The sequence below is a fragment of the Bacteroides faecalis genome, assembly GCF_003865075.1.
In the GTDB taxonomy this organism is placed as follows: Bacteria; Bacteroidota; Bacteroidia; order Bacteroidales; family Bacteroidaceae; genus Bacteroides; species Bacteroides faecalis.
Genome location: NZ_BHWB01000001.1, coordinates 579,840 through 605,570, shown reverse-complemented (window position 1 = coordinate 605,570; position 25,731 = coordinate 579,840). Strand labels below are relative to the sequence as shown.

The following is a 25,731-nucleotide window of genomic DNA, read 5'->3' as shown; positions in this document are numbered from 1 at the left end:
AAAAATTGGACTTTATTTTGAGACAGTCTATTTTTAACACCAATTTTTCTTTTCATTTATCTTACCACCTATATTTGGACATAATACATCACAAACAATCATAAAGATAAAAACTGACGTTATTATTATATTTATCAACAACAAAGAAAGATGATAAGCACCCAAAAACAATAAGATCAAGACTCCAATAGCAATTATATGAGACAATGGTATGATACGACAAGTAACATATTTATAAGCACTATTTGCTAAAATATAGATTATCGGCCCAATAATCAGTACAAAAACAACTTCTGTATCCATTTCTTGCTCTGGATGCGCCACAATCAATTCATCGCCTACCGCACAGATTATTAATGCACCTACTAACACAATATGTATAGCATTATAGATTAATCCCAATTTACCCGGATCTTTTACCTCTTGTATTTTTCGACTACCAGCTTCACTACTTACATCAAAATAAACCCACCACATGGCCAAACTTCCAACAAAAGAAATGATCGCAGAGATAATTATTATAGGAGTCCATTCTTCAACTTCACTCAAAGAAGTGCCGGTCATCAATAGTGTTTCACCAAAAGCTATAATTACAAACAATTGACACCGCTCTAATAAATGATGTCCCTCAATTGTCCACTCCTTTCTACTATCAGAACGTCCCAAATATGGCAATGCAAATCCAAACATTGGAGATGTATAATCACAAATAGCTGCTATTATCCACAAAAAGATCTGCCAATCCCCTCCAAGTATAGCTCCTGTAATCCAAAAGAAAGCTGATATACAAAACCACCCCATAATTCGTCTAAAATTTGCCGTAAGATGATGCTTGCCTAATACATAGATAACATAAAATGTTCGTCCCACTTGTATGAAGACATAACAAATAGCAAAAATAAGTCCTCGATAAGTAAAGGCATATGGAATAGTAGCAGCCATCAACAAGCCAATCAACATACTAACAAAAAGAAGAATACGAATTTGACGATTATCCGGATCAAACCAATTTGTAACCCAGATGGTATGCTGCCATAGCATCCAAACAGCAAACCATAACACAGTTTCTTGTAACAGACCAATCCAAGTCAGATGGTGTAATAAATAATGAGAAAGTTGTGTGACAGAAAACACATAAATCAAGTCAAACAACAATTCAGAATAAGAAACTGAAGCAGTTTTTACTTTTCTATTCCGAAGTAAAGGATGAGAGGAATAAAACATACGGGATTCCTTTAATAAATATTATTAAAGAAACCCCGTAAAAGTATCTTTTGTTCAGAGAACTGACCTACATTCTAGAAGGAACCTCAATTCCCAACAAACCCATTCCTAGACGAACAACCTTAGCAACATTTACAGAAAGAGCAATACGGAAGATTTTCAACGCTTCATTTTCTTCACGCAAAATACTAAAATCATGATAAAACTGATTATACTCTTTTACCAAGTCATATGTATAATTTGCAATGATAGAAGGACTATAATCTTCACCAGCTTGTTTCACAGTAGCAGCAAAATCTGCAACCATTTGAATCAATCCTTCTTCCTTTTCACTCAATTCAATACCTGCAGGAATTTCTTTCGGAATCACAATTCCCGACTCTTCTGCTTTACGAAGTACAGATTGAATACGAGCATAAGTATATTGAATAAAAGGCCCGGTATTGCCATTAAAGTCAATTGATTCCTTCGGATTGAAAGTCATATTCTTGCGAGCATCTACCTTAAGAATAAAATATTTCAAAGCTCCCAAACCTACGATACGAGCAATATCGTCTGCTTCTTCTTTTGTCAGCCCATCTAATTTACCAAGTTCTTCTGATGTTTCTTTTGCTGTAGCAATCATTTCTTCCATTAAATCGTCTGCATCCACTACAGTTCCTTCACGAGATTTCATCTTACCTTCTGGTAACTCTACCATTCCATAAGAAAAGTGTACCAAACCCTTCCCCCATTCAAAACCTAATTTATCAAGTAAGATAGAAAGTACCTGAAAATGATAATTCTGCTCATTACCTACAACATAAATCATTTTATCAATCGGATAATCCGCAAAACGAAGTTTAGCAGTACCAATATCCTGAGTCATATATACAGATGTTCCGTCGCCACGAAGAAGAAGTTTATGATCCAATCCTTCTGCTGTCAAGTCAGCCCAGACAGAACCATCTTCTTTTTTAAAGAAAAAACCTTTCTCCAGACCTTCCATTACTTTCTCTTTCCCTTCAAGATATGTATTGGATTCATAATATATTTTATCAAAGCTAACGCCCATCTTTTTGTAGGTTTCATCAAATCCGGCATATACCCAATTATTCATCATTGTCCACAAAGCACGAACTTCCGGATCGGCAGCCTCCCACTTAACAAGCATCTCACGAGCCTCTTGCATTAATGGAGAAGCAGCTTCCGCCTCTTCTTTCGTCATGCCTTTTGCCATTAACTCCGCAATTTCTGCCTTATAGTGTTTATCGAAAGAAACATAATAATCACCAACCAGATGATCTCCTTTTTTGCCGGAATTTTCGGGATTCTCGCCATTTCCATATTTTTTCCATGCCAACATAGATTTACAAATATGGATTCCACGATCGTTCACAATATTTGTTTTGATAACTTTATTACCATTCGCAGCAACAATATTGGCCAATGCATTTCCCAAAAGATTATTACGTACATGCCCCAAGTGTAGCGGTTTGTTCGTATTCGGAGAAGAATACTCAATCATTACTAACGGAGAGTTTTCTGTAGCCTTTACCAAACCATATTGTTCGTCAGCTTGAATTCCATTAAGCAATTCAATCCAAGTAGCTGAAGCAATAGTCAGGTTCAGAAAACCTTTTATTACATTAAAAGCTGCTACAGCCGGTTCATTTGCCTTTAAATATTCACCTATTTCCTGAGCTGTCTGCTCCGGTCCTTTTCTTGACATTTTCAAGAATGGGAATACGACTAATGTCAGATGTCCCTCAAATTCTTTCTTGGTCTTTTGCAACTGTACCATCTTCCCAGGCACTTCCTGACCGTAAAGTGCTTTCAGTCCGTTGATAACGGACGCTACAAGTTTATCTTCTATCTTCATAATCAAGTTGTTTCTTGTGCGCAAAGATACAAAAAAAAGGAGACGTAATGCGCCTCCTCTTTTTAATTTCTTTCAACTATATATCTCATTCAACAGCTGCAGACAGTTCAGCACCCGGTTTAAATTTAGCTACTTTCTTAGCAGGAATAGTAATACTTGCCTTTGTAGAAGGATTAATACCGGTTCTTGCAGCTCTTTCACTAACAGCGAAAGTTCCAAAACCAACCAAAGATACTTTGTCACCAGCTTTCATAGCATTAGTAACTGAAGTGATGAAAGCCTCAAGAGCTCTCTTTGCATCGGCTTTACTCATTTGAGCTTCAGCAGCCATTGCACTAATAAGTTCAGACTTATTCATGATACGTAAAATGATTAATTAATATATATGTTACACAAAAGATTTCTCACAAGTACCTTACAAATATAGACGAACAAAACAACATATCAAATAAAAACATCAAAAAAACGCAGCAATTTATTGAAAAAGAGCTAATAGGATATCATTTTCATGCTTTAAAACAGAATTTATTCGTACTTTTGCATTTAAACTATAAATAATCAGAAATCAAAATGATGCCAACTGTAACTAAAAACCTGATAATTATCAATATACTTATATTTTTTGGAACGATTGTTGCCCAACGCTACGGCATCGATTTAACTAATTATCTAGGATTACATTTTTTCCTCGCAAGCGATTTCAATCCGGCACAACTTATAACTTATATGTTTATGCATGCTGGATTCCTCCACATCTTTTTTAATATGTTCGCCTTATTTATGTTCGGCCCGATTCTCGAACAAACTTGGGGACCTAAACGTTTTTTGTTTTATTATATCGCTTGTGGTATTGGTGCAGGGCTTATTCAGGAAGGCGTTCAATTTGCTACTTATGCAGCCGGTGATCTTTCACAGTTACAGCTATCAGACATGATTCCTGTAAGAAATCTAGTAGGAGGTATTACCAATATGACTGTACAGAGTTACCTCAACAATTGGACTACTGTAGGTGCTTCGGGAGCCGTATATGCCATCTTGCTTGCATTTGGTATGTTGTATCCCAATAATAGATTGTTTATTTTCCCGTTGCCCTTTCCTATCAAAGCAAAGTTTTTTGTTATCGGATATGCTGCAATTGAATTATGGTCAGGGCTATCCAATAGCGCAGGAGATAATGTCGCCCATTTCGCCCATTTGGGTGGAATGTTATTCGGGCTTATCTTAATTTTATATTGGAGAAAAAAAAGTAGAGGTAATGGGACATATTATAGCTGATCTAAAAGAAACATTCAGAAGAGGAAATATCTTCATCCAACTGATTTTTATCAATGTAGCTATCTTTGTTATTGGTACATTAATAAGTGTATCCTTGCAGTTGTTCAACCAAAGTGCCACAGGAATATTTGATCTATTTGCATTACCGGCTTCCCTTCCCCGGTTTATTTTTCAGCCATGGTCACTTTTCACTTATATGTTTATGCACGCAGGTTTTATGCATATCCTGTTCAATATGCTTTGGTTATATTGGTTTGGAAACTTATTCCTCTATTTCTTTTCTGCAAAACATTTACGTGGTCTATATATACTAGGAGGAGTTTGTGGTGGTTTACTTTATATGGCTGCTTACAATATATTCCCTTATTTCAGCCAAGCTCTTTCAGGCTCCACGTTAGTAGGTGCTTCCGCATCTGTATTGGCCATCGTAGCAGCTACCGCTTACAGGGAACCCAATTATAGAGTACAACTTTTCCTTTTTGGCGCAGTACGCCTGAAATACCTGGCATTAATTGTGATAGGAACTGACTTGTTATTTATTACTTCAAGCAATGCAGGAGGACATATTGCCCACTTGGGAGGTGCTCTTGCCGGACTTTGGTTCGCCGCGTGTCTAAGCAAAGGAAAAGATATAACCAGATGGATCAATGGATTGCTGGACAGTTTCATGTCTTTATTCAAAAAAAAGACATGGAAGCGTAAACCAAAAATGAAAGTGCATTATGGCGGCCAAACTTCGCGTGATAAGGACTATGATTACAATGCCCGCAAAAAGGCACAATCAGAAGAAGTAGACCGTATACTGGAAAAACTAAAAAAATCCGGTTACGAAAGTCTGACAACAGAAGAAAAGAAAAGCTTGTTTGATGCAAGCAAAAGATAGAAACATGAAACATTTTGGCAAAATTGTCTCATATTTAATTTTAGCAATCAACGCATTCTTTGTAGGAATGTTGATCTTGACTGCTTATAGTCCGTACCTTCATCCGAAAATACATCCACTTGCTTCATGCTTGGGACTAACATTTCCTATTTTTCTAATTATAAATATCGGCTTTGTTATTTTTTGGTTAATCATTAATTACCGTTACACTATTCTGACAATTATCGGTTTTCTGATCTGCTATTCGCAGATACGAACTTATATACCTATTAACTTTACCGACAAATCCATACCGGAGAATAGTATTAAACTTCTCTCCTACAATGTAATGGGATTTAACAATCTGGAAAAGAAGGACGGACAAAGTCCAATACTGTCCTACCTGTCTGAGAGTGGTGCAGATATCATTTGTTTACAGGAATACAACGCTTCTGGAAATCAAAAGTATGTGACAGAAAAAGATATAAAAAAAGCCTTAAAAGCATACCCCTATTATTCTATTCGCCGACCTGGAACGGGTGATTCTCAACTTGCTTGTTTTTCAAAATTCCCTATACTCACAGCAAGTCCTATCAACTATGAAAGTTCCTACAATGGCTCCATACAATACACATTAAAAGTGAATAAGGACACCATCACTCTAATCAACAATCACCTGGAATCAAACAAACTCACCAAGGAAGACAGAGGAATATATGAAGACATGATTAATGACCCAAATGCTAAAAAGGTGAAAACTGGACTCCGCCAACTCGTCAAGAAACTAGCAGAAGCTTCATCTATCCGCTCCGCACAAGTTGATTCTGTTGCCAACGCTATCACTGAAAGCAAATATCCTACTATTATTGCTTGTGGCGATTTCAACGATGTCTCCATCTCTTACACACATCGGATACTCACACAACATTTGAATGATGCCTTTACGCAATCCGGCAAAGGATTAGGTATCTCCTACAATCAAAATAAATTTTATTTCCGAATAGATAATATCCTTGTTAGTCCGAATCTGAAAACCTATAACTGTACGGTAGACCGTTCTATCAAAGATTCAGACCATTATCCTATCTGGTGCTATATAACCAAATGATAAATACTGATTTTTAATATATCCCCTATTATGATAAAAAAAACACTAACCATTTTAGCAATAAGTTGTATGATCTACTCTTGTTCTACAAAAACAGAAAGCAATCCCTTTCTCACAGAGTTTCAAACAGAAAATGGAGTTCCTCCATTCGATAAAATAAAATTAGAACATTACGAACCTGCTTTTTTCAAAGGTATTGAAGAACAAAATCATCGTATCGAGGCAATCATCGAAAATACGGAAGCGCCCAATTTCGAAAATACCATAGTAGCATTAGATAATAGTGCTCCTATACTCAATCGTGTCAGTGCTATCTTCTTTAACATGACAGATGCTGAAACCACCGATCAACTAACTGAACTTTCAATCAAACTAGCTCCGATACTCTCTGAACACGAAGACAATATTTCATTAAACAAAGAGTTGTTTAAACGTGTAAACGCTGTGTATCAACAAAAAGAATCCCTTAATCTCACGTCCGAACAGAAACGTTTGTTAGAAAAAACATATAAAGGATTTATACGCTCCGGAGCCAACCTCAATACTGATAAACAAGCCCGACTTCGTGACATCAACAAAGAACTTTCTACATTCGGTATCACTTTCAGTAACAATATACTGAATGAAAATAATGCCTTCCAACTCTTTGTGGATAAAGAAGAAGATTTAGCCGGACTACCTGATTGGTTCCGCCAGAGTGCCGCTGAAGAAGCTAAAGCTGCTGGACAAGCCAATAGATGGCTATTCACATTGCACAATGCCAGTCGTCTGCCTTTCTTGCAATATTCAGAGAATCGCCCTCTCCGGGAGAAGATATATAAGGCCTACATTAATAGGGGAAACAATAACGATTCTAATGACAACAAAGAAATAATCCGGAAAATTGTTTCTCTTCGTCTGGAGAAAGCAAATCTATTAGGATTTGACTGCTACGCCAATTTTGTTTTGGATGAAACAATGGCAAAAAATGCCGATAACGTCATGAATCTTTTGAACAATCTATGGAGTTACGCACTGCCAAAAGCAAAAGCTGAAGCCATCGATCTCCAAAAAATAATGGACAAAGAAGGTAAAGGAGAAAAATTGGAAGCATGGGATTGGTGGTATTACACAGAGAAACTGCGGAAAGAAAAATACGATTTATCCGAAGAAGAGACTAAACCCTATTTTAAGCTGGAGAACGTAAGAGAAGGTGCTTTCACAGTAGCAAACAAGCTCTATGGGATTACACTAAACAAATTGAAAGGTATTCCAACTTATCATCCGGACGTAGAAGTCTTCGAAGTAAAAGATACAGACGGATCTCAACTTGGTATTTTCTATGTAGACTATTTTCCTCGTCCGGGAAAAAGTGGCGGTGCATGGATGAGTAATTACCGTGAACAGCAAGGATCAATCCGTCCATTAGTATGTAACGTAGCCAGTTTTACAAAACCCATAGGTAATACTCCATCTTTACTAACGATGGATGAGGTAGAAACACTGTTCCACGAATTCGGACATGGATTGCACGGTTTATTGACTAAATGCGAATATAAAGGTACTTCAGGCACTAATGTTGTACGTGATTTCGTAGAACTTCCTTCGCAAATCAACGAACATTGGGCAACCGAACCGGAAGTATTGAAAATGTATGCAAAACATTACCAGACCGGTGAAATAATCCCCGATGAAATAATTGAAAAAATTCAAGAACAAAAAACATTCAATCAGGGATTCATGACTACTGAATTACTTGCAGCCGCCATCCTCGACATGAACTTACACACCTTGACAGATGTAAATAATCTGGATATACTTTCTTATGAAAAAGAAGCAATGGATAAGCTCGGTTTAATCCCCGAAATCGCACCGCGTTACCGCACGACTTACTTCAACCATATCATTGGCGGATATGCAGCCGGATATTATAGCTATCTCTGGGCTAATGTATTGGATAATGATGCTTTTGAAGCTTTCAAAGAACATGGTATTTTTGATAAAAGTACCGCAGACCTGTTCCGCCACAACGTATTGGAAAAAGGAGATAGTGAAAATCCAATGGTGCTTTACAAAAGTTTTCGTGGGACAGAGCCCAGTCTGGAGCCGCTATTAAAAAACAGAGGAATGAAATAATTCGGCAAAAAAGCCCTTAAACATCAAATATTTGAGAGCTTATAACACATGAATGTGAAAAAAAAACTATATTTGCAGCCTTGTATACGGCAAAATAAACTTGTATACGACAGAATTAAACGAAAATTAAATTAAAAAAGTAATCATCATAAATTAAAAGTAAAATGCAAAACAAAGGATTTGTAAAGGTTTTTGCGGTATTACTCACGCTGGTATGCGTGTTCTACCTCTCCTTCTCCTTCGTGACTCGCCATTATGCAAATAAGGCGAAAGAAATTGCGAAAGGTGACGCTCAAGTAGAACAAGACTACCTCGATTCTCTCGCAAATGAGAAGGTATGGCTGGGTAACTGGACGCTGAAACAATGTCGTGAGATGGAGATTGGTTTAGGTTTGGACCTAAAAGGTGGTATGAACGTTATCCTTGAAGTTTCTGTACCGGATGTTATCAGAGCATTAGCTGACAATAAGCCGGATGAAGTTTTCAACAAAGCATTGGCTGAAGCCGCTAAACAAGCTATCAATAGCCAAGACGATATCATCACTCTATTCGTCAGAGAATACCATAAAGCCGCTCCGGATGCAAAATTATCCGAACTATTCGCAACTCAACAGCTGAAAGACAAAATCAATCAGAAATCTTCAAATGCAGAAGTTGAAAAAGTATTGAGAGAAGAAGTTAAAGCTGCCGTTGAAAACTCATACAACGTACTCCGTACTCGTATCGACCGTTTCGGTGTTGTTCAGCCAAATATCCAAAGTTTGGAAGACAAGATGGGACGTATCATGGTGGAACTTCCAGGTATCAAAGAACCTGAACGTGTGAGAAAACTTCTCCAAGGTTCTGCCAATCTGGAATTCTGGGAAACTTATATAGCAAAGGATTTACTTCCGGCCATGCAATCAGCCGATGCTAAACTTCGTACTATTCTGACCCAGAAAAATACAACGGACTCTGTAACTGCAAACACTGCTGATACAATTCCCGCTACTGAACTTACAGCAGCCACTCCGAGCACCAAAGCGGTCAGCGCTGCCGACAGCCTTGCAGCTGCACTGAAAGGAGATAAAACAGAAAAGGCTACTGCTGCAAATATAGAAGAAGTTAAAAAGCAATATCCATTGTTGGCTATTCTTCAATTGAACACCAGCGGCCAAGGTCCGGTAATTGGCTATGCAAACTATAAGGACACTGCTGAGATCAATAAATATCTGGCTATGCCGGAAGTGAAAGCACAACTCCCGAAAGACCTTAGCCTGAAATGGGGTGTAGCTGCCGCTGATTTTGACAAGAAAAAGCAGACATTTGAATTATATGGTATCAGATTAACCGAACGTAACGGTAAAGCTCCATTAGAGGGTGATGTTATCGTTGATGCCAAAGACGAATTCAGCCAGTATGGTAAACCAATTGTTACCATGACAATGAATAACGATGGTGCTCGCCGTTGGGCACAGCTAACTAAAAAAGTAGCAAACCCTACCGAAAAAGGACACATCGCTATCGTACTTGATAACTATGTATATTCTGCACCGGGTGTAGATAAGGAAATCACAGGTGGACGTTCTGAAATCTCCGGAAGTTTTACCCCGGAACAGACAAAAGACTTAGCAAACGTATTGAAATCTGGTAAGATGCCAGCTCCAGCTCACATCGTACAGGAAGATATTGTTGGTCCGTCATTGGGTCAGGAATCTATCAACGCAGGTATTTTCTCATTTGTTGTGGCTCTGATCCTGTTGATGATTTATATGTGTTCCATGTATGGCTTTATCCCAGGTATGGTTGCTAATGGAGCATTAATCCTCAACTTTTTCTTCACATTGGGTATCCTTTCTTCCTTCCAAGCGGCATTGACAATGTCAGGTATTGCCGGTATGGTGTTGGCTTTGGGTATGGCAGTGGATGCGAACGTGCTTATCTACGAACGTACAAAAGAAGAGTTACGAGCTGGTAAAGGAGTTAAGAAAGCACTTGCTGACGGTTACTCTAACGCCTTCTCTGCAATCTTCGACTCTAACTTGACATCCATTATTACGGGTATCATCCTGTTCAACTTCGGTACAGGTCCGATTCGTGGTTTTGCTACAACTTTGATTATCGGTATTTTGATTTCCTTCTTTACAGCTGTGTTCATGACTCGTTTGGTTTACGAACACTTCATGAGTAAAGACAAGTGGTTGAATTTGACATTTACTTCTAAGATTTCTAAAAACTTGCTGGTAAATACTCACTTCGACTTCATGGGAACCAACAAGAAAGCGTTGATCATTGTAAGTATAATCATCCTTGCTTGTATTACTTCATTCGCACACCGTGGCTTAAGCCAAAGTATTGACTTTACCGGTGGACGTAACTTTAAAGTACAGTTCGAAAACCCGGTAGAACCGGAACAAGTTCGCGAACTGATTTCAAGTAAGTTCGGTGAAGCTAACGTAAGTGTTATCGCTATCGGTACAGATAAGAAGACAGTACGTATTAGTACCAACTACCGTATTGATGATGAAGGAAATAACGTCGATTCTGAAATCGAAAGTTTCTTGTATGAAACACTGAAACCATTGCTGACTCAGAATATTAACTTAGCTACTTTTATCGATCGTGATAATCATACAGGTGGTAGTATCGTTAGTTCTCAGAAAGTTGGTCCAAGTATCGCAGATGACATAAAAACAGGTGCTATCTGGTCAGTTGTTCTGGCATTGTTCGCAATCGGCCTTTACATCCTGATTCGTTTCCGCAACATTGCTTATAGTATAGGTTCTATTGTCGCATTGACTTGTGATACTATTATGATTATCGGTGCTTACTCACTGTTGTGGGGCTTCGTGCCGTTCTCATTGGAGATCGACCAAACATTCATCGGTGCTATCCTGACGGCTATCGGTTACTCTATCAATGACAAAGTGGTAATTTTCGACCGTGTACGTGAGTTCTTCGGTTTGTATCCGAAACGTGATAAACGTCAGTTATTCAATGATTCTTTGAATACTACGTTGGCGCGTACTATTAATACTTCATTGAGTACATTGATCGTATTGTTGTGTATCTTCATCCTTGGTGGTGACTCAATCCGCAGCTTTGCATTTGCAATGATCCTCGGTGTAGTAATCGGTACATTATCTTCATTGTTCATTGCTTCTCCGATCGCATACAATATGATGAAAGGTAAGAAAGTTACAGAAGATTAATAATCATATATAGCAAAGAGAGTATCAATGGAAATACTCATTGATGCATCTCTTAAAAAATCCCCTTATTTTATCCTTTTTCATTTGAGAAATTGGATAAAAATAAGGGGATTTTTACAATTGAAATCTATTCTAACAAAGAATCTAAATATGCCTTATTAACAGATAATGCAACCACATTTTTTCCTTCCGACTTAGCCTTTTTATAAGAAGCATTCATATCATTCATATTATTCAATAAAGCCGTATATACGGTTGAAGAAACATTTATCTCATTAGCAGAAGACAAATCACAGACATATCCTTCCTCTTCCAATTTCACATGGCTGTAAAAACGATATAAAGCTGCTTTCATTCGAGCCATATCATCCCCCTTAGCACCACTTCGAGTAGCATTCGTAGCAATTGTCGCATGCAGTGAATTTACGTCAAGATCAATATAAGTATTATCCTCTACATATTCCTTTGCAGATTTATTACCAACATTTTCTACTTCAGCTTTCGATGAAGTTTTTTCACTTGATTGACAACCAGCCAACCCATAAGCAAAGACAACTAATGCAATAACAATTATTTTTTTCATAAGCTTTATATTTTAGTAATCACTTAGTCATCTGATTCAAACGGATCCCAACGAGCAATAGCTGTAATAAATGCCGCATCAGAGATTGTAGACAATGTAAAACCCCAGCCTATCGGTGTATATCCAAATATACAATATTTGCCACCATCAGCCTCAAACATAGGAAGAATTATATATGAACAAGTACGCTGAGAATCTTTTTCTAAAAAATTAAGACATTCTACCGTCAAAGTAACACCCAAAATATTCTCATTTCTATAAAACATCCAAATACATTGACCACCTTTAAATACCCATTTAATTTTACCATCACTGGAATGAGATGGAAAAATAAAGGTCTTTGAAGCTGAACACTCATCCTTCTTAATTCTTGTTTGTCCAGTAACATCTAATATTACCAACAATACTACAGATAAAATAAATACTTTCTGCATTTCATTTTTTAATGTAAATACTACGAATTAGTTATTTAGCTAAACAACTATACAAATTTAAGGAACAAAAACACATTATGCAAATATTATTAACTGTTTAGCAACATAAACCCTTTTTTTCCAGATAGTTAGATTACCTTTATCAAAAAAACAAATTTCAACAAATAGAATACACAAAATCATTTTACAATAAAACAAGTTGATTAACATTCACGTTATATATTAAAGAATAAAAAAGGATTCTATTCGCAAATTGAATTTAAAAAGAGTATCTTTACAGCGAAAAGATGTTCACAAAATAGTTGTAATAGTAATAAATTAGACCTTAAAGAGACATGGACAACAGAAAAATACTTAAATTAAAGAGAAGATGTGACAGCACATCAAGCAAATCACATAACAAAGGGTAGCCTCGAGGGGAATCGAACCCCTATCTAAAGTTTAGGAAACTTCTATTCTATCCGTTGAACTACAAGGCCGTTTCTATTTTGGTTGCAAAGATAAAGGTTTCTGTTGATTTAACAAGAATAAAAATACAGGTTCCTTTCAGTTATTTCAAATCTTTAGCGTCAATAGGACAATAAAGTTCGATTTATTTTGATAATTCGATTAACTTTCCGACCTTTGCGCTCACAAATTGAAAGCAAAATCAATTTTTAAATTAAATATAGTAATTAAAGTTATGGCAGACGAAATGATGGTTAAAGAATTGGAGGAAGTAGTAGTACGTTTCTCCGGCGACTCCGGCGACGGTATGCAGCTAGCCGGTAACATCTTCTCGAACGTGTCGGCAACAGTAGGTAATGATATCTGTACATTCCCCGACTATCCGGCAGACATCCGTGCCCCACAAGGTTCGCTGACCGGCGTTTCCGGTTTCCAAATCCATGTAGGTGCCGGACAAGTATATACTCCAGGAGACCGTTGTCACGTATTAGTAGCAATGAATCCGTCAGCACTGAAAACTCAAATCAAATTCTGTAAACCACAAGGATTGATCATTACTGACTCCGATTCATTTGAAGCCAGAGATCTGGAAAAAGCCAAATTCACGACTAACAACCCTTTTGAAGAATTAGGCATCAAACAAGAAGTACTTGAAGTTCCTATCTCTTCCATGTGTAAAGAGAGCCTGAAAGACTCTGGACTAGACAACAAAACAATCCTCCGTTGTAAAAACATGTTCGCACTCGGATTAGTTTGCTGGCTGTTCAATCGTAACCTGTCAGCAGCAGAAAAGATGTTGCGTGAGAAGTTCGCAAAAAAGCCTGAGATTGCAGAAGCTAATATTAAGGTATTAAACAATGGTTACAACTACGGAGCTAATACACACGCTTCTACTTCTACTTATAAGATAGAAAGTAAGGCTCCAAAGTCAAAGGGACTTTATACGGATATTAATGGTAATAAAGCGACATCATATGGATTGATTGCAGCTGCTGAAAAGGCTGGTTTGGAACTTTATCTAGGTTCCTATCCTATTACTCCGGCAACTGACATTCTGCACGAATTATCTAAACATAAATCTCTGGGAATAAAAACCGTACAATGCGAAGATGAGATCGCAGGTTGTGCTTCGGCTGTTGGTGCGGCTTTTGCAGGTGCTTTAGCAGTTACAACAACATCCGGTCCGGGTATCTGCCTAAAAAGTGAGGCAATGAACCTTGCTGTGATTGGAGAACTTCCATTGGTTATTGTAAATGTACAACGTGGTGGTCCATCTACCGGTCTGCCAACTAAGTCTGAACAAACTGACTTGTTACAAGCACTTTACGGACGTAATGGTGAAAGCCCGATGCCTGTCATCGCCGCAACTTCTCCAACTAACTGTTTCGAATCTGCATATATGGCTGCCAAAATAGCATTGGAACACATGACTCCGGTGGTATTGCTGACTGACGCTTTCATCGCTAACGGTTCTGCTGCCTGGAAGCTTCCAAATTTGGATGAATATCCATCCATCAATCCTCCATACGTTACTCCGGATATGGCTGGTAAATGGACTCCATACCAACGTAACGAGAAAACAGGAGTACGTTATTGGGCTGTTCCGGGAACAGAAGGTTTTATGCACCGCATCGGTGGTCTTGAAAAAAGCAACGAAACAGGTGCGATCTCCACTGAACCGGAAAACCATGACAAGATGGTACGCCTTCGTCAAGCGAAAGTAGATAAGATCGCAGATTCTATCCCAGAATTGAACGTATTAGGTGACGAGGATGCAGATTTACTGATCGTTGGTTGGGGAGGAACTTACGGACATCTCCGTCTGGCTATGGACTTTATGCGTGATCATGGAAAGAAAGTGGCTTTTGCTCACTTCCAATACATCAATCCGCTTCCAAAGAATACAACCGACGTACTACGTAAATACAAAAAAATCATCGTGGCAGAACAGAACTTGGGACAGTTTGCCGGTTATCTGCGTATGAAGATACCCGGATTAAACATCAGCCAGTTCAATCAAGTGAAAGGACAACCTTTCGTTACAAGAGAATTGATAGATGCATTCACTAAATTATTGGAGGAATAAGAGATGAGCGAAACAGTATATACCATGCAAGATTATAAATCAGGCCAACCTCGCTGGTGTCCGGGATGTGGTGACCACGCTTTCCTGAACTCACTGCATAAAGCTATGGCCGAACTGGGAGTAGCTCCGCACAACATTGCCGTGATCTCCGGTATCGGTTGCTCTTCCCGTCTACCTTACTATGTGAATACTTATGGATTCCATACTATTCACGGACGTGCTGCGGCCATTGCAACTGGTGCAAAAGTGGCCAATCCGGATTTGACTATCTGGCAAATTTCCGGAGATGGTGACGGTCTGGCAATTGGTGGAAACCACTTTATCCACGCTATTCGCCGTAACATCGACTTAAATATGATTATGTTGAACAATCGTATTTATGGTCTAACAAAAGGACAATACTCACCGACTTCAGCTCGTGGATTTGTCAGTAAATCTTCTCCTTATGGCACCGTAGAAGATCCGTTCCGTCCGGCAGAACTCACATTCGGGGCTCGTGGACGTTTCTTTGCACGCTGTGTAGCTGTAGATGCTGCTGCGACTGTAGAAGTGTTGAAAAAAGCAGCTCATCATAAAGGCGCTTCAGTAGTTGAAATTCTTCAGAACTGTGTTATTTTCAACGATGGCACACACGCTTCCGTAGCAACGAAAGAAGGACGTGCCAAGAATGCAATTTACCTGGAACATGGCAAACCGATGTTGTTTGGTGAAAACAAAGAGTTCGGATTGATGCAGGAAGGTTTCGGTCTGAAAGTAGTAAAGCTTGGTGAGAATGGTGTAACAGAAAAAGATATTTTGGTACATGACGCTCATTGCCAAGATAACACATTGCAATTAAAACTCGCATTGATGGAAGGTCCTGACTTCCCGATTGCACTGGGTGTGATTCGTGACATAGAAGCCCCAACATACAACGATGCAATAGCTGAACAGATCGAGGAAGTTAAAAGCAAAAAGAAATATCACAATTTCCAGGAACTGTTAATGACCAATGATACCTGGGAAGTAAAATAACTTCCATCCATAATATAAAATTAGAAGGCGTAGATTAGAGAATAACATCTCAACTACGCCTTTCTATTTATTAAATCAATTAAACTCTAATATCATACCATCAAAAATATTCTTTCAATATCAAACTTAGACTATTTCATACATCTCTCAAAAAAGCTCCAGATCTCTTCAAATGTATTTAAATCTTGCAAGGCCCATCCATGTTTACCATTCACGACCTCATACAGCCAAACCTCATTTTCATTGTCACCTCCCATATATTTATGGGTAATAACATAGTGATCATTTTTGTTTTTTTTGACCAGAAGCGTATCTGTGACTTCATAAGTACAATGATTTTGTGCAACCCAGTAACCCACCGCTAAAGGTACAGCCATATAAGCCCCCCAACCACCTTTATTAGTTGGATCGCCCCACCATTCTGAAGTCCTGTCTTCCGTCCCATGTACTTCAAACAATGAAATCGGTTTTCTACATTTGAGTGTTTTATTCATCCAGACCAGAGTTAATCCAGCTATGGGAGCCACAGCAGAAAAAACATCAGGTTTTTCATACGCCAACAAATAACACATCTCTCCACCGTTCGAAAGCCCGGTACAAAACGTATTTACTTTACTCAGCTGATACTTTTTCTGTAAATGTCGTGCCAGTTTACATAAAAAATCCACATCATCGACAGTCATATCTTCTTGGAACGGATAGCCAACATTCCAACAAGTCTTTCCTCTGCCGTCTTTTATCCCCTGCGGATAACAAACAGCAAACCCTTTCCGGTCGGCTAAAGAATCTAGAATAGCATGTTCACGAAATCGCGCATTACCGCCATATCCATGCAGTACAAAAACGAGTGCTGCATCTTTTACCAAATCAATAGGCTTGTGAAGGTAGTAAGTGCGTTCCAGACCGCCTGCCTTGAATGTATATATGGCATCACTTATTTGGGCAGACGTTTGTCCAGATACGAAGATAAGCGAAAACAAGAGACATATCTGCCATATTGTTTTTCTTTTCATTGCAGATTGATTCATAAAAGTATCTTTTATATTAACTTGTACCTAAATATTTCCAGAATTCTAATTAGTTTGCTATATGCAGATGATCTTCAGTAGTATTAATTAATTATGATATACTACTTATTAGCCATTAAATGACACTACTCAGTTCCAAAAATAAAGAAATAATCTTTAATACAGATGACTTTTTTCTAATATCTGATGCAAGTATCAAGAAATCAGATACGAACTTTTTTATTTAAAGCCAAAAGAAAAGAAAAATATTATAAAAGGCGCTTACTTAAGTAACGTACAGGATACCATACAGAAAGGAATCCGACCGCCAACACTGTCACAAAAACAAGTACAATATCCCAGACATGAACACTCACAGGATAAGCATCTACCACAAAAGTGCCATTTCCACCACCAAGGGTAATGATACCAAACTTATCTTGGATGAAACATAAAATCAATCCCAAAATAATACCAGAAAGAGCACCGAAAAGAGAGATAAGACGTCCTTCAAACAAGAATATCCGAGAAATCATTTTATCACTTACCCCAAGACTACGCAATGTGATAACATCATCTTTCTTATCCAATATCAACATAGAAAGTGAACCTATCACATTAAAACAAGCGATCATTAAAATAAATGTCATAAGCAGATAAGAGACTAATTTCTCAATCTCCATAATACGAAATACATCTTCTTGTTGTTGATAACGGTTTTGCACTACAAAATCACTTCCCAATATTTTCTCTATATTAGCTTGTACGGAAGTGAGATTCACGTTTGGTTTCAATTTCAGTTCAATGGCAGAAACTTCTGTTGTATAATCCAATAGATGACGCAGGAAATCAAGAGAAGTAAGAATATATTTAGCATCATATTGCTGCTGATTTACAGAAAAAACAATGCCCGGAGAATAAAGGTAATCATGATTGAAAGAAGCTCCCGGATTCGCCATATTTACTTTCACATTCCTTTTAGGAAGATATACCTGCAAAGGATCAACAAATTGCAATCCTGTACCCAGTGTTGCCACTAACTCCACCCCCATAATCCCATAATCCACAATAGAATCATGGAGTAAAAATTCTCCAGCTCCATAAAGGAGGCTATCAATTTCAGTCAGCTGGTTAAAGTTATCTTCCACTCCTTTGAGAACTACCATAGCCTGACGATCTTTATACTGCACCATTGCATTCTCTTCAAGTGATTCTGAAAAGACATCTATTTCGGGCAATACAGAAATCGCGCGAATCCGTTCATCCTGTCCATCAAACACTTTACCTTCACGAACAGTAATCTTCAGTTCCGGATCGAATGCTGTGAAAAAGCTAGCTACCATATCTTGAAATCCGTTGAAAACAGAAAGGGTACAGACCAAAGCCAGCGTAGCAAGGGCTACTCCACACACAGAAATGCCGGAAATGACATTAATAGCATTATGTTTCTTTTTAGAGAGAAGATAACGCTTGGCTATGTAGAAAGGAAAATTCACTTCAGCAATGAATCAATCTTTTCGATATAATCCAGAGAATCATCCACAAAGAACTTTAGTTCTGGGATGATACGCAACTGATGACGTACACGAGTCCCAAGCTCATAACGGATGGACCTCATATTTTCATTAATATTTTTCACCATTTCTTCTGCTTTCTCAGAGGGAAATACACTGAGGTAAACACGAGCAATGCTCATATCCGGACTGATACGTACTGCACTTACCGATACCAATGTTCCATGCATTGCCTTGGTTTGTAACAGGAATATCTCGCTCAGTTCTTTTTGCAACAGGCGAGAAATCTTATTCTGTCTGGTTGTTTCCATAAATTTACTCCTTAATTTTACTTTTTTCTTATAATTGTCAATCCGTCACGCAAAGGTAAAATGACTTTCTCCACCCGTTCATCACCGGCAAGCAGGTCATTGAATGCTTTTATACCAATAGTCTGCGCATCCGTATTACGGGGTTGTTCAAGTACATGACCGTCCCATAACGTATTGTCAGCAATGATATAACCACCGTCGGAGAGATGTGCCAATGTCATCTCATAATATTCTATATATTTGCGTTTATCTCCATCGATAAAAGCCAGATCAAACGTGATACCCAAATCGGGAACAAGTTCCAAAGCATCACCTATGTAGAAACGGATTTTATCTGTAAACGGAGAATTTTCTAACCACGGACGAGTAAAGTCTTCTTGTTCATCATTGATTTCGAACGTATGCAACATCCCGCCCGCCTGCAAACCTTCTGCCAGACAAAGAGCGGAATACCCGCTATACGTTCCGATCTCCAAAATCTGCCGAGGCCGAATCATCTCAACAAACATTTTCAACATCCTTCCCTGTAAATGCCCGGAAGCCATACGGGGACGAAGTAGTTTCACATGCGTATCCCGGTAGAGCGCTTTCAGATAATCGCTTTCCGCATCGATATGCTGCAAAATATATTCGTCAATAGATTCAGTCTCTTGCATAAAACTATTCCTTACAAATAACGGTTATTGTTAGGTAACACAGTATCTTCTGCATGCTTCAACGCATCTTCCACGACATTGATTTCGAGGAAGGAAGTCTGCGTACCTTCTTTTCCACTGCTTAGATAGCCTACCATGTCGGCGGGTTGTAAACGCTCTTCCTTCAGCAAACGGCGCAAAGCAGCAAAATAATATTCTTGTCCATTGGCAAGTTCCGGCATATAGATAGCTTCCACACCATAAGAAAGAGCCAGATGACGCATTGTCTTTTCCTTATAGCAGATAGCCAACACAGGATATTTACCACGAAAAGCTGCTAAGTTACGGGCAGTACGCCCACTATAACTATCTGTAATGATGGCGCGAATTTTCAACTTAGAAGTAGCCTTCACAGCCTGTTTAGCAAGGAATGCAGTAACATCATTGCTGTTTTCGTCCAATGGAATACGGATATCATTTTCTTCCAATTTATCTTTTTCTGCTTGAGCAGCGATCTTGGTCATAGTCTTCACCGCTTCAATCGGATACTTACCATAAGCCGTTTCACCACTTAGCATTAAAGCATCTGTACGATAATAAATAGCATTAGCAATATCGGTCACCTCAGCACGAGTTGGACGTGGATTATTAATCATCGTATGCAACATCTGAGTAGCAACGATTACAGGTTTTTTTGCCAATATACATTTGCGGATCAATACACGTTGAATTCCCGGGATACGTTCTTGCGGAACTTCGATACCTAAGTCACCACGAGCAACCATCACACCATCAGCCACTTCAAGAATTTCGTCGATATTATCCACACCCTCCTGATTTTCAATCTTGGCAATGATCTTGATATCACTGTTATGAGCATCCAATATTGCGCGAATATCAAGCACATCCTGACGATTACGCACAAAAGAGTGCGCTATAAAGTCAATATCCTTTTCAATAGCATACAAAATATTGTTACGATCTTTTTCCGTCAATGAAGGAAGATTAATACGAACGCCCGGCACATTTACACTCTTACGACTTCCCAGAGTCGCTTCGTTTTTCACTTCACAAAGGAGATAATCGGCCGTTTTATCAATAACTTCCAATTCCAAATCACCGTCATCAATCAAAATGGTACCACCAATATTCAGGTCGTGCACAAAGTTCGGATACGAAACGGCAATACACTCGCGGGTAGTCTCCAAATCCGGATTACCTACAATTTTAACTTTCTCACCTATTTTATATAGAATCGGCTCAGCATTGGCAGTTGTACGCACTTCAGGGCCTTTTGTATCCATTAATATCGCAATACGGTTAGATACCGCCCGCACATTTGCAATTAAAGCTTCAAAACCTTCACGACTGGCATGAGCCGTATTCATACGTACCACATTCATCCCTGCATCAAACAATTGTTTGATAAAATCCACATCACAACGCCTGTCCGAAATAGAAGCAACAATTTTAGTCTGTTTCAGTAACATAGTCTTTTTACCTATTTATATTATTATCTTATTTATTTTCTAACAAAGCTTCCAAAGCCAAATGATAAGAGTTCAGCCCGAAACCACAGATCACCCCTTTGCAAGCACAAGCAATCATGGATACATGCCGGAAGGATTCGCGGTTATGCACATTAGAAATATGCACCTCTATCACAGGAGAAGTCACAGAACGAATGGCATCCTGCAATGCAATGGATGTATGCGTATATGCACCTGCATTCAGAATAATCCCATCAACGTCAAATCCGACTTGCTGAATGCAGTCAATCATTTCTCCCTCAATGTTCGATTGAAAATAGTCGATCTCCACGTCAGCATACTTTTTACGAAGTTCAGCCAGATAGTCTTCAAATGTAACACTTCCGTATATGGAAGGTTCACGTTTACCCAACAGATTAATGTTCGGGCCGTTAATAATTTGTATCTTCATCACGTAATCCTGTTTTTTTAATACCTTTGCATCCAAAGAACAATATTTCAAGGTGCAAAGATAGTGCAAACCGAATGCAGAAACAAATTTATTTGTATTCTGCTGAGTTGCAGCCTATTTTCGCGGAGCAAAGGTAGAAAAAAGAAATGGAAATCAACGAAAAAATGCAAAAGAAGGAACAACAAGCGCTGATAATCAGAAAGTATCAACAATACTTGAAACTGGAAAAGTCTTTATCTCCCAACACGTTGGACGCCTATCTTACCGACTTGGATAAACTCATGAGTTTCTTGACCCTTGAAGGTATCAATGTTTTAGAAGTAAGCCTGACAGATCTTCAACATTTCACAGCCGGATTACATGACATCGGTATTCATCCCCGTTCCCAGGCACGCATTCTATCAGGTATCAAGTCTTTTTTCCGATTTCTAATTCTATCTGATTATCTGCAAGCTGATCCCAGTGAACTACTCGAAGGCCCCAAGATAGGCTTCAAGATCCCCGAAGTATTAACTGTCGAAGAAATTGACACCATCATTTCCACTGTAGATCGCAGCAAAACAGAAGGACAACGAAACAGGGCTATCCTGGAGACACTATATAGTTGCGGACTGCGTGTATCCGAACTCGTCAATCTCAAACTTTCTGACCTTTATTTTGATGAAGGTTTTATTAAAGTGGAAGGAAAAGGTAACAAGCAACGTCTCGTCCCCATCTCTCCCCGGGCAATTAACGAAATAAAACTTTATTTTATTGACCGAAACCAAATAGAAGTTAAGCAAGGTTACGAAGATTTTGTCTTCGTCAGTCAACGAAGAGGCAAATCTCTATCACGTATCATGGTTTTTCATATGATAAAAGAATTATCACAAGAAGCGGGTATTACCAAGAACATTAGTCCCCATACTTTCCGTCACTCTTTTGCCACTCATTTGCTAGAAGGCGGCGCCAATTTACGAGCTATTCAATGCATGCTCGGACACGAATCCATAGCAACCACAGAAATCTATACACACATCGACCGCAATATGCTCCGTAGTGAGATAATTGAGCATCATCCCCGAAATATTAAGTATCGGCAAGAAAAAGGAGGAAGTTTTTATTAAATTATGATAAAATCATAACCTTATCTATATAATTATATTAAGAATTAATATCTTTGCCCTACTTTTTCTACCTTAGGCAGAAAAAGTGATCAAATAGGCGAAATTTCAATTACAAACATTTAATTTTATACCTAAAATGACTAAGAAGTTGTACTTGCCTTTACTCATGGCAATGGTTGTTGCATTATTCTCTTCTTGCAGCAAAAAAATGGGTGAATTGTCAGCAGATTACTTCACTGTAACTCCGCAAGTGCTGGAGGCTATTGGTGGCAAAGTTCCTGCAACCATTAATGGTAAATTCCCTGAAAAGTATTTCAACAAGAAAGCGGTAGTAGAAGTTACTCCGGTTTTGAGATGGAACGGTGGCGAAGCTAAAGGTCAGCCAGCTACATTCCAGGGTGAAAAAGTTGAAGGTAACGACCAGACTATCTCTTATAAGATGGGTGGTAGCTATACCATGAAAACCTCTTTTGACTATGTACCTGCAATGGCTAAGTCAGAATTGTACCTTGAGTTCAAGGCTACTATCGGCAAGAAAGTGGTTACTATTCCTGCTGTTAAAATCGCTGATGGTGTGATTTCGACTTCTGAATTGGTAAACAATACTTTGGCTAACGCTAACCCAGCTTTGGGTGAAGACGCTTTCCAACGTATCATCAAAGAAAAACATGAATCTAACATCATGTTCCTTATCCAACAAGCTAACATCCGTTCAAGCGAGTTGAAGAAAGCTAAAGAATTCAACAAAGAAGTTGCTAACGTAAATGCTGCTGAAAACAAAAAAATCAGCAACATCGAAGTTTCTGCCTATGCTTCTCCTGATGGTGGTGTAAGTTTAAATACTACTCTTGCTGAAAATCGTGAAGGAAATACAACTAAGTTGTTGAACAAAGATTTGAAGAAAGACAAAATCGACGTTCCTATGGATGCTAAATATACTGCTCAGGACTGGGAAGGATTCCAGGAACTGGTTTCTAAATCTAACATCCAAGATAAAGAATTGATCCTTCGTGTAATCTCTATGTATCAGGATCCTGCTCAAAGAGAAAGCGAAATCAAGAACATCTCTGCTGTATACAAAGAATTGGCTAACACTATTCTGCCTCAATTGCGTCGTTCTCGTTTGACTTTGAACTATGAGATCATTGGCAAATCTGACGAAGAAATCACTAAATTGGCTTCGTCTAAACCTTCTGAACTGAATATCGAAGAATTACTGTATGCTGCTACATTGACTAACGATCCTTCTCAACAAGAAGCTATCTATACTCAGGCTACTAAACAATTCCCAAGCGATTACCGTGCATTCAACAATCTTGGTAAATTGGCTTATCAGGCAGGTAACATTGACAAAGCTGAAACTTTCTTCAAGAAAGCTGCTAGCGTAAATGCATCTCCTGAAGTTAATATGAACTTAGGTTTGATCTCTTTGATGAAGGGTGACAAGGGTGCTGCTGAAGCATACTTCGGTAAAGCTGCTGGTACTAAAGAACTTGGCGAATCAATGGGTAACCTGTACATCGCTCAAGGTCAATACGAAAGAGCAGTAAACTCATTCGGTGACTCTAAGACTAATAGTGCTGCTTTGGCTCAGATCTTGGCTAAAGACTACAACAAAGCTAAAAACACTTTGGCTAACGTTCAAAGACCGGACGCTTACACAGACTACTTGATGGCTGTTCTGGGTGCTAGAACTAACAATGCTTCTATGGTAATTAGCAGCTTGAAGAGCGCTGTTGCTAAAGAACCTGCATTGGCTAAGAAAGCTGCAACTGACTTAGAATTTGCTAAGTTCTTCACTAACGCAGATTTCATGAGCATTGCTAAATAAGAGATTTATCACTTATTTTAAATATTAAGAATTGCCTGTCATGACAAATGACGGGCAATTCTTTTTTTTATCTGTAAAAAACCGTACTTTCGCAGAAAAGTAATCAAAGCAATGAAAAAGAGCAGTATTTTAATCCTCATAATCATCTGTTTAGTCGGTTGCAAAAAGACTTCGGATAAAGTCAGTATCACTGGAGAGATCAAGGGACTGGAAACAGATACAATTTACTTATATGGCATGGACGAATCGTATGACCAGATAGATACGATTTATGCTAAGGATAACAAATTCTCCTTTACAACCAAAGTAGATACAGTCATTTCTGCTTATTTATTATTCAACCGCCAAATAGAATACCCTATTTTCTTTGATAAAGGTAATAAAATCACTATAAAAGGAGATATAGCTAATCCGGATATTCTGTTTATTGACGGAAATATATATAATGAAGAGCTTTCTAAATTCCAAAAGGAAGTAGGAGAATTGGAAAATCCTTCTGCAGAAGTTCTGGAACAGAAAGCCGAAGAGTTTATACAGCAACATCACTCCTCATACGTAAGTCTCTATTTATTGGACAAATACTTTGTTCAAAAAGACGCACCTGATTTCAATAAGATTAAAAAATTAATTGAAGTCATGACAGGAGTATTGCAAGATAAATCATATATCGAACGTCTGAATGAAACAATGACTCAGACTGAGAAGACAGAAATAGGTAAATATGCTCCATTCTTCACCCTCCCTAATGAGAAAGGGGAAAAAATCACCCGCTCATCAGAAGGATTCAAAGACAAGAATATATTAATCAACTTTTGGGCTTCATGGGGAGATAGCATTTCTAACAAGCAGAACAATAAGGAGTTAAAAGCACTCTATCAAACATATAAGAAGAGCAAATACCTAAATCTTCTGGGTATTTCTCTCGATATTGACAAGCAACAATGGAAAAATGCTATCAAACGGGATAGTTTAAGTTGGGAACAAGTATGTGACTTCAACGGACTGAATTCAGATATTGCCAAACAATATTCTATCAAACATTTACCTTCAAATGTATTACTCTCACCAGAAGGAAAAATTGTTGCTAAGAATCTGCATGGACAAGAGTTGAGAAAGAAATTGGAAGAGGTAGTTACCAAAGCAGAAGAAAAAGAAAAGAATAGTAAGAAGAAGAAATAATCGCTAG

Annotated in this window: 21 protein-coding genes and 1 tRNA gene; 10 read left to right on the top strand and 12 right to left on the bottom strand. The window is 38.3% G+C overall.

Annotated features, from left to right (window positions below; translation table 11 throughout):
- Nucleotides 1-33: 33 nt before the first annotated feature.
- The 3 genes from EJF25_RS02220 to EJF25_RS02210 all read right to left on the bottom strand — a co-directional run bounded on the left by EJF25_RS02220 (nucleotide 34) and on the right by EJF25_RS02210 (nucleotide 3,443).
- Nucleotides 34-1,224 carry a low temperature requirement protein A gene (locus EJF25_RS02220; RefSeq protein ID WP_125039838.1) on the bottom strand — a complete coding sequence of 397 codons (1,191 nt, stop codon included), beginning with the start codon at nucleotides 1,222-1,224 and terminating at the stop codon, nucleotides 34-36.
- 67 nt (nucleotides 1,225-1,291) lie between these two features.
- Nucleotides 1,292-3,085: an arginine--tRNA ligase gene (argS, locus tag EJF25_RS02215; RefSeq protein WP_125039837.1), complete on the bottom strand. Its 1,794-nt coding sequence runs from the start codon at nucleotides 3,083-3,085 to the stop codon at nucleotides 1,292-1,294.
- A gap of 85 nt (nucleotides 3,086-3,170) precedes the next feature.
- Nucleotides 3,171-3,443, bottom strand: coding sequence for an HU family DNA-binding protein (locus EJF25_RS02210; protein WP_125039836.1), 273 nt, complete (start codon nucleotides 3,441-3,443; stop codon nucleotides 3,171-3,173).
- A 215-nt stretch (nucleotides 3,444-3,658) separates the two neighbouring features.
- On the opposite strand from EJF25_RS02210, the gene EJF25_RS02205 reads away from it, so the two are divergent.
- The 5 genes from EJF25_RS02205 to secDF all read left to right on the top strand — a co-directional run bounded on the left by EJF25_RS02205 (nucleotide 3,659) and on the right by secDF (nucleotide 11,636).
- Nucleotides 3,659-4,360 carry a rhomboid family intramembrane serine protease gene (locus tag EJF25_RS02205; RefSeq protein ID WP_125039918.1) on the top strand — a complete coding sequence of 234 codons (702 nt, stop codon included), beginning with the start codon at nucleotides 3,659-3,661 and terminating at the stop codon, nucleotides 4,358-4,360.
- Complete coding sequence (locus EJF25_RS02200) at nucleotides 4,341-5,243, top strand: rhomboid family protein (RefSeq protein WP_125039835.1); 903 nt, start codon at nucleotides 4,341-4,343, stop codon at nucleotides 5,241-5,243. Before EJF25_RS02205 ends, EJF25_RS02200 begins: the two co-directional genes overlap by 20 nt.
- A gap of 4 nt (nucleotides 5,244-5,247) precedes the next feature.
- On the top strand, nucleotides 5,248-6,330 hold the full coding sequence (locus EJF25_RS02195; protein ID WP_125039834.1) for an endonuclease/exonuclease/phosphatase family protein: 1,083 nt from the start codon (nucleotides 5,248-5,250) through the stop codon (nucleotides 6,328-6,330).
- A 30-nt stretch (nucleotides 6,331-6,360) separates the two neighbouring features.
- Nucleotides 6,361-8,445 (top strand): M3 family metallopeptidase, encoded by a 2,085-nt coding sequence (locus tag EJF25_RS02190; protein ID WP_125039833.1) that lies wholly within the window; start codon nucleotides 6,361-6,363, stop codon nucleotides 8,443-8,445.
- Between the two features lie 164 nt (nucleotides 8,446-8,609).
- Nucleotides 8,610-11,636: a protein translocase subunit SecDF gene (gene secDF / locus EJF25_RS02185; protein WP_125039832.1), complete on the top strand. Its 3,027-nt coding sequence runs from the start codon at nucleotides 8,610-8,612 to the stop codon at nucleotides 11,634-11,636.
- A 127-nt stretch (nucleotides 11,637-11,763) separates the two neighbouring features.
- On the opposite strand, the gene EJF25_RS02180 is transcribed toward secDF, so the two are convergent.
- The 3 genes from EJF25_RS02180 to EJF25_RS02170 all read right to left on the bottom strand — a co-directional run bounded on the left by EJF25_RS02180 (nucleotide 11,764) and on the right by EJF25_RS02170 (nucleotide 13,132).
- On the bottom strand, nucleotides 11,764-12,219 hold the full coding sequence (locus EJF25_RS02180) for a hypothetical protein (RefSeq protein WP_125039831.1): 456 nt from the start codon (nucleotides 12,217-12,219) through the stop codon (nucleotides 11,764-11,766).
- A 23-nt stretch (nucleotides 12,220-12,242) separates the two neighbouring features.
- Nucleotides 12,243-12,653: a hypothetical protein gene (locus tag EJF25_RS02175; protein ID WP_125039830.1), complete on the bottom strand. Its 411-nt coding sequence runs from the start codon at nucleotides 12,651-12,653 to the stop codon at nucleotides 12,243-12,245.
- Between the two features lie 407 nt (nucleotides 12,654-13,060).
- Nucleotides 13,061-13,132: transfer RNA gene (locus tag EJF25_RS02170), tRNA-Arg, on the bottom strand.
- Between the two features lie 203 nt (nucleotides 13,133-13,335).
- Between EJF25_RS02170 and EJF25_RS02165 the strand changes: the two genes are divergently transcribed.
- Nucleotides 13,336-15,186 carry a 2-oxoacid:acceptor oxidoreductase subunit alpha gene (locus EJF25_RS02165; protein WP_125039829.1) on the top strand — a complete coding sequence of 617 codons (1,851 nt, stop codon included), beginning with the start codon at nucleotides 13,336-13,338 and terminating at the stop codon, nucleotides 15,184-15,186.
- 3 nt (nucleotides 15,187-15,189) lie between these two features.
- On the top strand, nucleotides 15,190-16,200 hold the full coding sequence (locus EJF25_RS02160; protein ID WP_125039828.1) for a 2-oxoacid:ferredoxin oxidoreductase subunit beta: 1,011 nt from the start codon (nucleotides 15,190-15,192) through the stop codon (nucleotides 16,198-16,200).
- Between the two features lie 131 nt (nucleotides 16,201-16,331).
- Here the strand turns inward: EJF25_RS02160 and EJF25_RS02155 are convergent, their stop codons facing one another.
- The 6 genes from EJF25_RS02155 to aroQ form a co-directional block, all read right to left on the bottom strand.
- Nucleotides 16,332-17,228: a CE1 family esterase gene (locus tag EJF25_RS02155; protein WP_125039827.1), complete on the bottom strand. Its 897-nt coding sequence runs from the start codon at nucleotides 17,226-17,228 to the stop codon at nucleotides 16,332-16,334.
- Nucleotides 17,229-17,476: 248 nt separating this feature from the next.
- A complete protein-coding gene (locus EJF25_RS02150) occupies nucleotides 17,477-18,703 on the bottom strand; it encodes an FtsX-like permease family protein (protein WP_125039826.1) in 1,227 nt (408 codons plus the stop codon).
- Nucleotides 18,700-19,032 (bottom strand): 30S ribosome-binding factor RbfA, encoded by a 333-nt coding sequence (gene rbfA / locus EJF25_RS02145; RefSeq protein WP_125039825.1) that lies wholly within the window; start codon nucleotides 19,030-19,032, stop codon nucleotides 18,700-18,702. Before rbfA ends, EJF25_RS02150 begins: the two co-directional genes overlap by 4 nt.
- A gap of 17 nt (nucleotides 19,033-19,049) precedes the next feature.
- The gene (locus tag EJF25_RS02140) at nucleotides 19,050-19,688 is read right to left on the bottom strand and encodes an O-methyltransferase (RefSeq protein ID WP_125039824.1); all 639 of its coding nucleotides are present in this window, start codon (nucleotides 19,686-19,688) and stop codon (nucleotides 19,050-19,052) included.
- Between the two features lie 11 nt (nucleotides 19,689-19,699).
- The gene (gene pyk, locus EJF25_RS02135; protein ID WP_125039823.1) at nucleotides 19,700-21,157 is read right to left on the bottom strand and encodes a pyruvate kinase; all 1,458 of its coding nucleotides are present in this window, start codon (nucleotides 21,155-21,157) and stop codon (nucleotides 19,700-19,702) included.
- Between the two features lie 28 nt (nucleotides 21,158-21,185).
- Nucleotides 21,186-21,608 (bottom strand): type II 3-dehydroquinate dehydratase, encoded by a 423-nt coding sequence (gene aroQ / locus EJF25_RS02130; protein WP_125039917.1) that lies wholly within the window; start codon nucleotides 21,606-21,608, stop codon nucleotides 21,186-21,188.
- A gap of 146 nt (nucleotides 21,609-21,754) precedes the next feature.
- Here aroQ and xerD point away from each other — a divergent pair, with 146 nt between their 5' ends.
- The 3 genes from xerD to EJF25_RS02115 all read left to right on the top strand — a co-directional run bounded on the left by xerD (nucleotide 21,755) and on the right by EJF25_RS02115 (nucleotide 25,724).
- Entirely contained in the window at nucleotides 21,755-22,714 is a 960-nt protein-coding gene (xerD, locus tag EJF25_RS02125; RefSeq protein ID WP_125039822.1) for a site-specific tyrosine recombinase XerD, read from the top strand.
- A gap of 136 nt (nucleotides 22,715-22,850) precedes the next feature.
- On the top strand, nucleotides 22,851-24,545 hold the full coding sequence (locus EJF25_RS02120; protein WP_200832849.1) for a tetratricopeptide repeat protein: 1,695 nt from the start codon (nucleotides 22,851-22,853) through the stop codon (nucleotides 24,543-24,545).
- Between the two features lie 111 nt (nucleotides 24,546-24,656).
- Nucleotides 24,657-25,724: a TlpA disulfide reductase family protein gene (locus tag EJF25_RS02115; protein ID WP_125039821.1), complete on the top strand. Its 1,068-nt coding sequence runs from the start codon at nucleotides 24,657-24,659 to the stop codon at nucleotides 25,722-25,724.
- Nucleotides 25,725-25,731: the final 7 nt, after the last annotated feature.

Coding starts and splice junctions, on each gene's coding strand:
- argS (WP_125039837.1), bottom strand. CDS start 3,085: ATGAAGATAGAAGATAAACTTGTAGCGTCCGTTATCAACGGACTGAAA.
- secDF (WP_125039832.1), top strand. CDS start 8,610: ATGCAAAACAAAGGATTTGTAAAGGTTTTTGCGGTATTACTCACGCTG.
- EJF25_RS02175 (WP_125039830.1), bottom strand. CDS start 12,653: ATGCAGAAAGTATTTATTTTATCTGTAGTATTGTTGGTAATATTAGAT.
- xerD (WP_125039822.1), top strand. CDS start 21,755: ATGGAAATCAACGAAAAAATGCAAAAGAAGGAACAACAAGCGCTGATA.
- EJF25_RS02180 (WP_125039831.1), bottom strand. CDS start 12,219: ATGAAAAAAATAATTGTTATTGCATTAGTTGTCTTTGCTTATGGGTTG.
- aroQ (WP_125039917.1), bottom strand. CDS start 21,608: ATGAAGATACAAATTATTAACGGCCCGAACATTAATCTGTTGGGTAAA.
- EJF25_RS02140 (WP_125039824.1), bottom strand. CDS start 19,688: ATGCAAGAGACTGAATCTATTGACGAATATATTTTGCAGCATATCGAT.
- EJF25_RS02120 (WP_200832849.1), top strand. CDS start 22,851: ATGACTAAGAAGTTGTACTTGCCTTTACTCATGGCAATGGTTGTTGCA.
- EJF25_RS02200 (WP_125039835.1), top strand. CDS start 4,341: ATGGGACATATTATAGCTGATCTAAAAGAAACATTCAGAAGAGGAAAT.
- EJF25_RS02210 (WP_125039836.1), bottom strand. CDS start 3,443: ATGAATAAGTCTGAACTTATTAGTGCAATGGCTGCTGAAGCTCAAATG.
- EJF25_RS02190 (WP_125039833.1), top strand. CDS start 6,361: ATGATAAAAAAAACACTAACCATTTTAGCAATAAGTTGTATGATCTAC.
- EJF25_RS02155 (WP_125039827.1), bottom strand. CDS start 17,228: ATGAATCAATCTGCAATGAAAAGAAAAACAATATGGCAGATATGTCTC.
- pyk (WP_125039823.1), bottom strand. CDS start 21,157: ATGTTACTGAAACAGACTAAAATTGTTGCTTCTATTTCGGACAGGCGT.
- EJF25_RS02195 (WP_125039834.1), top strand. CDS start 5,248: ATGAAACATTTTGGCAAAATTGTCTCATATTTAATTTTAGCAATCAAC.
- EJF25_RS02205 (WP_125039918.1), top strand. CDS start 3,659: ATGCCAACTGTAACTAAAAACCTGATAATTATCAATATACTTATATTT.
- EJF25_RS02165 (WP_125039829.1), top strand. CDS start 13,336: ATGGCAGACGAAATGATGGTTAAAGAATTGGAGGAAGTAGTAGTACGT.
- EJF25_RS02160 (WP_125039828.1), top strand. CDS start 15,190: ATGAGCGAAACAGTATATACCATGCAAGATTATAAATCAGGCCAACCT.
- EJF25_RS02220 (WP_125039838.1), bottom strand. CDS start 1,224: ATGTTTTATTCCTCTCATCCTTTACTTCGGAATAGAAAAGTAAAAACT.
- EJF25_RS02115 (WP_125039821.1), top strand. CDS start 24,657: ATGAAAAAGAGCAGTATTTTAATCCTCATAATCATCTGTTTAGTCGGT.
- rbfA (WP_125039825.1), bottom strand. CDS start 19,032: ATGGAAACAACCAGACAGAATAAGATTTCTCGCCTGTTGCAAAAAGAA.